Source organism: Mycobacterium sp. E3298, from assembly GCF_001666895.1.
GTDB lineage: Bacteria > Actinomycetota > Actinomycetes > Mycobacteriales > Mycobacteriaceae > Mycobacterium.
On the sequence record NZ_LZJB01000062.1, the window covers coordinates 1 to 9,779 of the forward strand.

Sequence of the window (9,779 nt, forward strand, 5' to 3'; positions counted from 1 at the left end):
ATCCGCGACGGCACCCGCGAGCAGCGCGACCTGATCGGCACCCGGCTGCTCGAGCTCACCTTCGACGCGCCGCGCCGGTTGGGGATGCTGCACGGCGACGCCCACCCGGGCAACTTCATGCTGCTGCCCGACGACCGCATGGGCGTCATCGACTTCGGCGCGGTCGCACCGCTGCCCGGCGGCTACCCCATCGAGCTCGGGATGACGATCCGCCTGGCCCGCGACAAGAACTACGATCTGCTGCTGCCGACGATGGAGAAGGTCGGGTTCATCCAGAAGGGCCAGCAGGTGTCCGTGCGCGACATCGACGAAATGCTGCGCCAGTACGTCGAACCCATCGAGGTCGACGAGTTCCACTACACGCGCAAATGGCTGCAGCGCATGACCGTCGGCCAGATCGACCGGTCGGTGTCCCAGATCAAGACGGCCCGGCAGATGGACCTGCCGCCCAAGCTGGCCATCCCGATGCGGGTCATCGCCTCGGTGGCGGCGATCCTGTGCCAGCTGGACGCGCGGGTGCCGATCAAGGCCCTCTCCGAGGAGCTGATTCCCGGCTTCGCCGAGCCCGACAGCGCGGCCATCTAGGCGGCGACCTCGTCCTTGCGGGGGCGTCCGCGCGGTCGTTTGAAGCTCAGGATGGCGCCGCGGTCGAGGATCTCGCCGCCCCACACCCCCCAGGGCTCGGCCCGCTCCAGCGCGGACGCCAGGCACTCGCGCCGGATCGGGCAGCCCGCGCAAAGCGCCTTGGCGCGCTCGAGGTCGGCCGGGGTCTCGGCGAACCAGAGGTCGGGATCGCCGGCGTGACACGGCAACGCCGGCGACGGCTGTCTGGGGACTGTCAGGGCCGACATGTCCTGCTCACCTGCTTCCTGGTCGGGGCTTGCGGATTTCGCTGATCCGGACCAGGGAGCGGGCTTGCGCCCGAAAAGACTATGGCCACGGATCCTTGACTTCGGGTCCGTGGCCATCCGGTGAGACCGGGGAGTTACGTAGCCATTCGGTGGACCTCGAGTCCTGCGGACGCGTTCGTCGCGGCGGCGGCGGCGCGATGCTTCAACGCGGCCGCCGGCACGGCGGCGGCATGCTTGAGCGTGGCCGCCGCGGCGGCCACGTCCACACCGAACGCGTCGTTGATCATCGTGGCCACCTCCCTTCGTCGTGCCAGAACGCAGCTTCGAGGGTAAACGGCCGCGGGCGCGCGGCACAAACGATTTTCTGACCTGCGCTTATCGGCGACAGCCTCACCGAGTGTGGGCCCTAGTACGGCAATTGCCTCGAATTCGTCCACAAGCCCCACGCTCGACGGTGTGGTCAGGCGCCGCGCACCAACTCCAGCACGTCGGGCCCGTACTGCTCCAGCTTGCGCGCGCCGATGCCGGGGATCGCGATCAGCGCGTCCTCGTCCCCGGGCCGCAGCTCGGCGATGGCGATCAGGGTGTTGTCGGTGAAGACCACATACGCGGGCACCTGCTGCTCCTTGGCGACGTCGAGCCGCCACGCCTTGAGCCGCAGCAGCAAGTCTTCGTCGACGTCGGCCGCGCACGTCTCGCACCGCCGCAGCATGACCGCCGCGGCGGTGGACAGGTCCTTGTTGCAGATCCGGCAGCGCGCCGCGGGTCCCCGGTTGCGCCGGGACTTGTTGGGGGCGGCGTCGGCGCGGGCCTGGGGCGCGATGCCGTTGAGGAACCGCGACGGCTTGCGGCCCTGCCGTCCGCCCGGGTTGCGGGCCAGCGCCCAGCTGAGCGTCAAATGGATTCGCGCCCTGGTGATTCCGACGTACAGCAGCCGGCGCTCCTCCTCGACCGCCTCGCTTTCGGGGCCGTGCGCCAACGCGTGCGAGATGGGCAGCGTGCCGTCGGCCAGCCCGACCAGGAACACCGCGTCCCACTCCAGCCCCTTGGCGGCGTGCAACGAGGCCAGCGTCACGCCCTGCACCACCGGCGGGTGGCGCGCGTCGGCGCGCAACCGAAGCTCGGCCAGCAGGCCGGCGAGGTCCAGCTGCGGGCGCTGGGCCACCTCGGCGTCGACCAGCTCGGCCAGCGCGGCCAGCGCGTCCCAGCGCTCCCGGGCCCGGGCGCCCACCGGCGGCTCGGCCGTCAGACCCAGCGGTTCCAGGACGGCTCTTACGACGCCGGGCAGCGGACCGTCGGCGCCGCGCTCGGCCGCCCGCTGCAGCGCCAGCAGCGCCTGTTTGATCTCCTGCCGGGTGAAAAAGCCCTCGCCGCCGCGAACCTGATAGGGAATGCCGGCCTCGGTCAGCGCCTCCTCGTAGGCCTCGGACTGCGCGTTGACCCGGTAGAGCACGGCGATCTCCGACGCCGGGGTGCCCGCTTCGATCAGCCGGGCGATCGACGCCGCGACAGCGGCGGCCTCGGCCGGTTCGTCGGGATGCTCGCGGAACGACGGCGCCGGGCCCGGCGGACGCTGACCGGACAGGTGCAGCTTGCTGCCGGCGACCCGCCCGCGGGCCGCGGCGATCACCTGGTTGGCCAACGACACCACCTGCGGGGTGGAGCGATAGTCGCGTTCCAGGCGGACCACGGTGGCGTCGGGATAGCGCCGCGAGAAGTCCAGCAGGAACCGCGGCGAGGCCCCGGTGAACGAGTAGATGGTCTGGTTGGCGTCACCGACGACGGTCAGGTCGTCCCGGTCGCCCAGCCACGCCGCCAGCACCCGCTGCTGCAGCGGTGTGACGTCCTGGTATTCGTCGACGACGAAACAGCGGTAGCGGCCCCGGAATTCGTCGGCCACGGCGGCGTCGTTCTCGATCGCCGCCGCGGTGTGCAGCAGCAGGTCGTCGAAGTCGAGCAGCGTCACCGATTCGTCGCGGACCTTCAGCGCCTCGTAGGCGGCGTACACGGTCGCGACCCGGGCGGCGTCGAGCGGGATGTCCCGCCCGGCCTCGGCCACGGCGGCCGGATACTCCTCGGGGGTGATCAGCGACGCCTTGGCCCACTCGATCTCGCCCGCCAGGTCGCGGACGTCGTCGGTACTTGCGTTGATCCTTGAGCGGCTGGCCGCCCGCGCCACCACGGCGAACTTGGTGTCCAGCAGCTGCCAGCCGGTGTCACCGACCACCCGCGGCCAGAAGTACCGCAGCTGCCGGTGCGCCGCGGCGTGAAAGGTCAGGGCCTGCACCCCGCCGACGCCGGTGTCGGCGCCCGCTGCGGCGTCCAGCGTGCGCAGCCGGGAACGCATCTCCCCCGCCGCCCGCTGGGTGAACGTGACCGCCAGCACCTGCCCGGCGGCCACATGGCCGCTCGCCACCAACTGCGCGATCCGGTGGGTGATGGTGCGGGTCTTGCCCGTTCCGGCCCCGGCAAGCACGCAGACCGGGCCGCGGGGAGCCAGGACGGCCTCGCGTTGCTCGTCGTCCAGCCCGGCGGTCAAGGCGTCGGCGACCATCGGCATGGCGTCCATCTTGGCAGCGATGGCCGACAAACCGCGGCCCCGGCCGGTGCGCGTCGGGATATGGGTGCGGTGTTCGGGCGCGGAACACACCGCCTGCGGGCTACGTTAACGAGCTATGACCACTGCCCCGATCACCGTCTACACGACCTCATGGTGTGGCTACTGCCATCGCCTCATGACTGTGTTGAAATCCAACGGAATTCCGTACCAGGCGGTCGACATCGAGCACGACCCCGCGGCGGCGGAATTCGTCGGGTCGGTCAACGGCGGCAATCGGACGGTCCCGACGGTGAAGTTCGCCGACGGATCCACCCTGACCAACCCGAGCGCGGCCGAGGTCAAGGCCAAGCTGGCCGAGGCCGGCGCCTAAAGAGGGCCGGGCGCGCCGACACGCCGCCGGTGTTCACCAACTGCTCTGCCTGCCGCCGAGCGCGGCCCTAACATTGGCGAGCATGGCGTCGAGTGATCGGTCGAGCCGCTTGCCTCGGCGCCTGTCGCTGGCCGGCATGGCTTCGGCCGTCATCGCCGTCGCCGTACTGACGGCATGCTCGCACTCCCGTACGGCGGCGAACCCGAGCCCGCACGTGTACGCCGACTCCTTGGTCATCAGCCTCGACGATGCGCGTCACATCGCCAATTTCGAAGGCCTGCAACCGTATCCGTATGCCGACCGCCACGATCCGCCACGGGAGACCATCGGCAACCCGCCGGCGCCGTGCCGGGCGGTGGGAACCACGGACCTCACCTTCGCCGGGGGCTGGAAGGAATACCGCTCTGTCGCCTACGCCGGCTCGACCGACGACCTGAGGCCGGGCGGCATCGCCCCGATCAACGAGGTCACCAACGCCGTCGTCGTCTACCCGGACGCCAACGTCGCCCGCGGGGCGCTCAACCAGCTGCACACGACGCTGGATCAGTGCGCCTCCCTGCACCACACCGCGTATGACTTCACGCTGAACAAGCCGGATTCCCTGACGTTGAAGTTGAACTCCGACGGCTGGATTCACCTCTACACGGTGAAGTCATCGGTGCTGGTCTCAGTCGGCGTGCTGGGAATCGAACCCACCGATCAGGTCGCCAGCGCCGTGCTGCAGACCGTGACGGACCGCATCAAGTAGCGGCGCCGGGTCAGTCGATCGCGGCCCAGGATTCGATGATCACGCGCGCGATCGAGATCGAGCCGGGCAGCAGCAGTTTCGAATCCGCCGAGCTGGACCAGTCACCGGCCGCGAGCGCCGCGCGCACCTCGTCGCGGGTGAACCACGCCGCCTCCGCGATCTCGCCGTCGTTGAACGAGAACTCCTCGCCGGGGTCCGCGACGGCGTGGAAGCCGACCATGAGCGAGCGCGGGAACGGCCACGGCTGGCTGCCCAGGTAGCGGACGTCGCGGACGGTGAGGCCGATCTCCTCGCGGATCTCGCGGGCGACGCAGACCTCGAACGATTCACCGGCCTCGACGAACCCGGCCAACAGCGAGAACATCCGCTCCGGCCACACCGCCTGGCGGGCCAGCACCGCACGGTCGCCGCCGTCGTGGACCAGGCAGATCACGGCCGGGTCGATGCGCGGAAACTCCTCGTGCCCGGTGACCGGGTTGACCCGTGCCCAGCCCGCCCGCGCCGGGCGGGTCGGCGAGCCGTCGACCGAGCTGAACCGCGCCGAGTCGTGCCAATTGAGCAGCGCGACGGCCGACGAGACCAGTTGGCTGCTGGTGTCGTCGAGGATCGACCCCAGGCCGCGCAGGTTCACCACCTCGGCGTGCACGTCTTCGTCCTCCGGCGCCTCCAGAGCGCCGCGGATCGCCCACACGTGGCGCCCGTTGTCGATGCGGCCCAGGAACACCGCGTCCGGTGGCGGCTTGTCGGCCAGCCTGGCCGCCGAGCCCAGCACCACCCGGCCGTCGGCGACCAGCACCTGACTGCGCGAATCCACCCGCAGCAGCGCCGCGTCCGCCCAGCCGGCGGCGGCCGCCTCGACGTCGGTGCGCAGCTGGTCGGCCCGGTCGGCGCCGACCCGCGACAGCAACGGCACGTTCCGTAGCCGAAAGTCCGCGATGCCCACTAGAGCCAGCCTTCGTGGCGACCCGCCGCGACCGGCTCCGCCGCTCTTGCGATCGCCCAGCCATCGTGGCGACCCGCCGCGACCGGCTCTGCCGCTCTTGCGATCGCCACTAGTGCCCCGCGTGCCGGATGTAGAGCAGCCGGTCGTTGGCCTCGACAGCGTCCACCTCGGGCGCGCCGATGCGCAGCAGGTGGCCGTCACGCACCACGCCGAGCACGATGTCGCGCAGATGGCGCGGGGAGCCGCCGACCTCGGCCGGCTCCACCTCGCGCTCGGCGATCGCCAGCCCGAAGTCCGGTGTCAGCAGGTCTTCGATCATCTCCACGACGCTGGGCGTGGTGGTGGCCAGCCCCAGCAGGCGGCCGGCGGTCGCCGAGGAGACCACCACCGAGTCCGCGCCCGATTGCTGTAGCAGGTGCTGGTTTTCGGCCTCTCGGATGGACGCCACGATCTTGGCGTTGGGGGCGATCTCCCGGGCGGTCAGCGTGACCAGCACCGCGGTGTCGTCGCGGCTGGTGGCCACGATGATCGACGCCGCGTGTTGCGCCCCGGCCAGCCGAAGCACGTCGGCCTTGGTGGCGTCGCCGTGCACGGTGACCAGGCCCGCGGTCGCGGCGTGCTCGAGGGTGCTGCGATCGGTGTCGACGACGACGACCTCGCCCTGGGCGGCCTCGTCGCTGAGGATCGCCGCGACGGCCGTCTTGCCCTTAGTGCCGTAGCCGATCACGATCGTGTGGTTGCGCACTCTGCTCCTCCAACGCTGAATCTTCCACCCCTGCCGGGAGCGCTCGGAGAGCACCTCGAGGGTCGTGCCGACCAATACGGCCAGGAACGCGATCCGCAGCGCGGTGAAGATCAGGGTGTGAACCAAACGCGCGGTTTCGGTGTATGGCGTGATATCGCCGTAGCCGGTCGTCGACAGCGACACCGCGGAGAAGTACACGCAGTCCAGAAAGGTCAGCGGCTGGCCCCGCACATCGCGGTAGCCGTTGCGGTCCGCGTAGACGATGACGGCCGCCGCGAACAGCACCACCAGCGCGATGGCCACGCGGCGGGTGATCACCCGAATGGGGCTGGCGTGCTCCTCGGGGATGCGCACCACGCCGACCAACTGGTGGCCTCGCTGGGCGGTCAGCGTCTCTTCGAGACCGCTCAGTTGCCGCGACCTACCGTTGCGCACGGCGGTCCGTGATCGGCTCGACGCCAGCGCAGGAGACACCCACGCCTCAATGTAACCACGATCGCCACCCCGGTACCCGGGCAGCGCGGGTCACCCGACGGCCGGCTCGCCCAGCAGCCCGGCCAGTTCGGCGGGGGCGGGCAGATCGTCGGGGGCGACCGTGGCGCGGGCGCGCACGTAATAGAAGGCCGTGCGCACCGACGATGCCGGGACACCGGACAGGGCGGCCCACGCCAAGCGGTAGAGGGCGAGTTGGACGGCGGCCTGCCGCATGGCTTCGGGTCCGTGCGGCGGTTCTCCGGTCTTCCAGTCGACGACCGTTGCGCCGCCGTCGGGGTCGGCGAACACCGCGTCGATGCGGCCGCGCACCAGGGTGTCGCCGATCGGCATCTCGAAGGGCACCTCGACGGCGACCGGAGTGCGCGCAGCCCACGGCGATTCGGTGAACGCGGCCTGCAACGCGGCCAACTCCCGGGTGTCGCCGACGTCGGAATCCGCCGCACCGGGCAGGTCCGCGAGGTCGAACAGGCACTCGGCGCCGTAGAACTGCTGGACCCACGCGTGAAACGCGTTGCCCAGCAACGCGTGCGGGTCGGGCCGCGTCGGCAGCCGATACCGCAGCCGCTGCGCCGCGGCCGCGGGGTCGCGGGCCAGGTCGACCAGGCCGCTGACCGACAGCTGGCTGGGCAGCTCCCCGGACGGCGGTTGGGCCACCCGCGCCCGTTCGGCGAGCAGCGCGTCGACGTCGGCGGTCCAACCCTCGACGTCGGCGCCTTCGTCACCGGTGTCGCTCGACATCACCCGGGTCACCAACGCCGCACCGCGCTCGACATCACCACGTCGGCCGGCCAGCGGATCGGCGGGCCAGACGGCCTCGACGGTGTTGTCGCGCAACGGGTTCCGGTCACCGTCGGCCGGGGTGGACGCCCATTGATCCACCACCCCGCAGGGGTCACCGGCCGAGGCCGAACGGTCGATGACGTCCTTGATCTCGCACAGGAAATCCGAGGGCCCGCGCGGTTTGATCCCCGTGGCGCCCCAGTGGTGGCCGGACACCAGCAGGGTGTCCTCGGCGCGGGTGATGGCGACATAGAGCAGCCTCCGCTCCTCGTCGACGCGGCGCTGCTCCAGTTGTCGGCGATGTTCGGAGATCTTGTCGGACAGCTGCTTTCGGTTGGTGACATCCGAGGTGTCGAGCACCGGGATGCCCAGTGCGCCCGTCGAGGCGCGGTCGCCCCGCAGCAGCGGCGGCAGCTCCGCCGCGTCGGTGAGCCAGGTGCTCCGGGACGCGGTCGACGGAAAGATCCCGCCCGACAGGTGCGCCACCGCGACCACCTGCCACTCCAGCCCCTTCGCGGAGTGCACCGTGAGCACCTGCACGCGATCGCGCGCGGCCACCAACGGGGCGGGCGGCAAGCCGTTTTCGACCGACTCGGCCACATCCAGGAAGGCCAACAGCCCCGACACCGACGCCGTCGCCGAACGGTCGGCCGCGTCCGCTCGTTCGGCGTAGCCGGCGACGACGTCGGCGAACGCGTCCAGGTGTTCGGTGCCGGTCCAGCCGGACTGCGCCCCCGCCGCGGCGCGGACGTCACAGTCGACGCCGAGCACCCGGCGCACCTCGGCGACAAGGTCCGGCAGCGCATGGCGCAGGTGGCCCCGCAGCGCGCGCAGTTCGGCGCCCAGCGCGGTGATGCGCTGATACCCCGCGGCCGAATAGCACTCCGCCGGGCCGGGATCCGCGATGGCGTCCGCGAGGCAGGCGGTGTCGGCGTCCGGGCCGGCCGCCATCGCGATCGCTTCCGGCGCGACGGCCCCGCCCCCGCCGTCGCACAGCGTCCGGGCGCGCCGCCACAGCGCGGCCACGTCGCGGCCGCCGAGGCGCCAGCGCGGACCCGTGAGCACCCGCATCGCCGCCGCGCCCGCGGTCGGGTCGGCCACGAGCCGCAGCATGGCCACGACGTCGGCGACCTCCGGCACCGACAGCAGCCCGGCCAACCCGACGACCTCGACCGGGACACCCCGGGCGCGCAGCGCATCGGCGATGGGCGCGGCGTCGGCGTTGCGGCGCACCAGGACCGCGGCGGTCGGCGGGTTCCCGCCGTCGGCCCCCCGGTACCGGGCGGCGAGCTCGTCGGCGATCCACTCCCGCTCGGCCTGCACATCGGGCAGCAATGCGCAGCGGACGGTCCCGGCCGGCGCGTCCGGGCGCGGCCGCAGCGCGTGCACGGCGACGGACCTGCGGCGCGCCTCCGCCGAGATCGCGTTGGCCAGCCGCAGGGTGCTCGGCGGGTTGCGCCAGCTGGTCCGCAGCTCCAGGACCGGCGCCGGTGTGCCGTCGGACAGCGGGAAGTCGGTGGTGAAGCGTGGCAGGTTGGTCGCCGAGGCGCCGCGCCAACCGTAGATCGACTGAATCGGGTCGCCGACGGCGGTCAGCGCCAGCCCGTCGTCGACACCGCCGCCGAACAACGCCGACAGGGCGACCCGCTGCGCGTGCCCGGTGTCCTGGTACTCGTCGAGTAGCACCACGCGGTAGCGGCCGCGCAGTTCCTCGCCGACCCGCGGGTAGTCCGCCGCCAGCCGTGCGGCGCAGGCCATCTGCACGCCGAAGTCCATCGCCTTGGCGGCCCGCATCCGCTCGCCCAAAGCGTCGAGCAGCGGCACCAGCTCGGCTCGCTGGGTCTGGGTGTCCGACAACCGTCGCAACCACTGGCTGGGGCCGCGGTCGCGCTGATAGGGGCCCGCGGGCAGGGTGTGGATCAGCCGCTCCAGCTCCACGTGGGTATCGCCGAGCAGCCGGGTGTCGACCAGGTGTTCGGCCAGCTGACCCCACAGCCGCAGCACCATCGACGTCACCGCGGCGGGGGTCTTGTCGGTGTGCAGCTCCCCGCGGTAGCGGCTGACGACGTCGAAGGCCAGCTGCCACAGCTCGGTCTCGCCGAGCAGCCGGGTGTCGGGCTCGATGGGCAGCAGCAGCCCGTAATCGCGGATCAAGGAACCGGCGAAGGCGTGGTAGGTGCTGACCGTCGGGTTGCCCGCCGGTTCCGCGGCAGCCGCACCGTCGGGGGCGCCGACGCCGGCCAGCCGGGCGAGGCGGGAGCGCACGCGGCGCAGCAACTGGCCGGCG

9 protein-coding genes are annotated in these 9,779 nt (G+C 71.8%); 3 read left to right on the top strand and 6 right to left on the bottom strand.

The genetic code is table 11. The annotated features are described in order from the left end of the window. Positions 1-585, top strand: a 585-nt coding sequence (locus A9X05_RS02245; RefSeq protein WP_156736206.1) for an AarF/UbiB family protein, incomplete at its 5' end; no start/stop codon positions are given. On the opposite strand, the gene A9X05_RS02250 is transcribed toward A9X05_RS02245, so the two are convergent. From A9X05_RS02250 to A9X05_RS02255, 3 genes are all read right to left on the bottom strand, one after another. Beyond that, positions 582-851, bottom strand: a complete 270-nt coding sequence (locus tag A9X05_RS02250) for a WhiB family transcriptional regulator (protein ID WP_067750977.1) — start codon at positions 849-851, stop codon at positions 582-584. The genes A9X05_RS02245 and A9X05_RS02250 overlap by 4 nt on opposite strands. Positions 852-985: 134 nt before the next feature. Then, on the bottom strand, positions 986-1,138 hold the full coding sequence (locus tag A9X05_RS30310) for a hypothetical protein (RefSeq protein ID WP_156669995.1): 153 nt from the start codon (positions 1,136-1,138) through the stop codon (positions 986-988). Between the two features lie 173 nt (positions 1,139-1,311). Next, the gene (locus A9X05_RS02255; protein WP_197498880.1) at positions 1,312-3,411 is read right to left on the bottom strand and encodes an ATP-dependent DNA helicase UvrD2; all 2,100 of its coding nucleotides are present in this window, start codon (positions 3,409-3,411) and stop codon (positions 1,312-1,314) included. A gap of 115 nt (positions 3,412-3,526) precedes the next feature. On the opposite strand from A9X05_RS02255, the gene mrx1 reads away from it, so the two are divergent. Together mrx1 and A9X05_RS02265 are read left to right on the top strand one after the other, a co-directional pair. Beyond that, complete coding sequence (mrx1, locus tag A9X05_RS02260; protein ID WP_067750972.1) at positions 3,527-3,781, top strand: mycoredoxin Mrx1; 255 nt, start codon at positions 3,527-3,529, stop codon at positions 3,779-3,781. 82 nt (positions 3,782-3,863) lie between these two features. Further along, positions 3,864-4,529, top strand: coding sequence for a sensor domain-containing protein (locus A9X05_RS02265; RefSeq protein WP_067778943.1), 666 nt, complete (start codon positions 3,864-3,866; stop codon positions 4,527-4,529). 10 nt (positions 4,530-4,539) lie between these two features. On the opposite strand, the gene nudC is transcribed toward A9X05_RS02265, so the two are convergent. The 3 genes from nudC to A9X05_RS02280 all read right to left on the bottom strand — a co-directional run. Continuing rightward, on the bottom strand, positions 4,540-5,472 hold the full coding sequence (nudC, locus tag A9X05_RS02270) for an NAD(+) diphosphatase (protein WP_067778946.1): 933 nt from the start codon (positions 5,470-5,472) through the stop codon (positions 4,540-4,542). A gap of 109 nt (positions 5,473-5,581) precedes the next feature. Next, positions 5,582-6,652 carry a TrkA family potassium uptake protein gene (locus tag A9X05_RS02275; RefSeq protein WP_067750960.1) on the bottom strand — a complete coding sequence of 357 codons (1,071 nt, stop codon included), beginning with the start codon at positions 6,650-6,652 and terminating at the stop codon, positions 5,582-5,584. A 90-nt stretch (positions 6,653-6,742) separates the two neighbouring features. Next, the coding region (locus A9X05_RS02280) for an ATP-dependent DNA helicase (RefSeq protein ID WP_067778952.1) at positions 6,743-9,779 on the bottom strand (3,037 nt) is incomplete at its 5' end.

Bases quoted from the DNA above. Each gene is read 5' to 3' on its own strand.
- A9X05_RS02250 (WP_067750977.1), bottom strand. From the start codon at position 851: ATGTCGGCCCTGACAGTCCCCAGACAGCCGTCGCCGGCGTTGCCGTGT.
- A9X05_RS30310 (WP_156669995.1), bottom strand. From the start codon at position 1,138: ATGATCAACGACGCGTTCGGTGTGGACGTGGCCGCCGCGGCGGCCACG.
- A9X05_RS02255 (WP_197498880.1), bottom strand. From the start codon at position 3,411: ATGCCGATGGTCGCCGACGCCTTGACCGCCGGGCTGGACGACGAGCAA.
- mrx1 (WP_067750972.1), top strand. From the start codon at position 3,527: ATGACCACTGCCCCGATCACCGTCTACACGACCTCATGGTGTGGCTAC.
- A9X05_RS02265 (WP_067778943.1), top strand. From the start codon at position 3,864: ATGGCGTCGAGTGATCGGTCGAGCCGCTTGCCTCGGCGCCTGTCGCTG.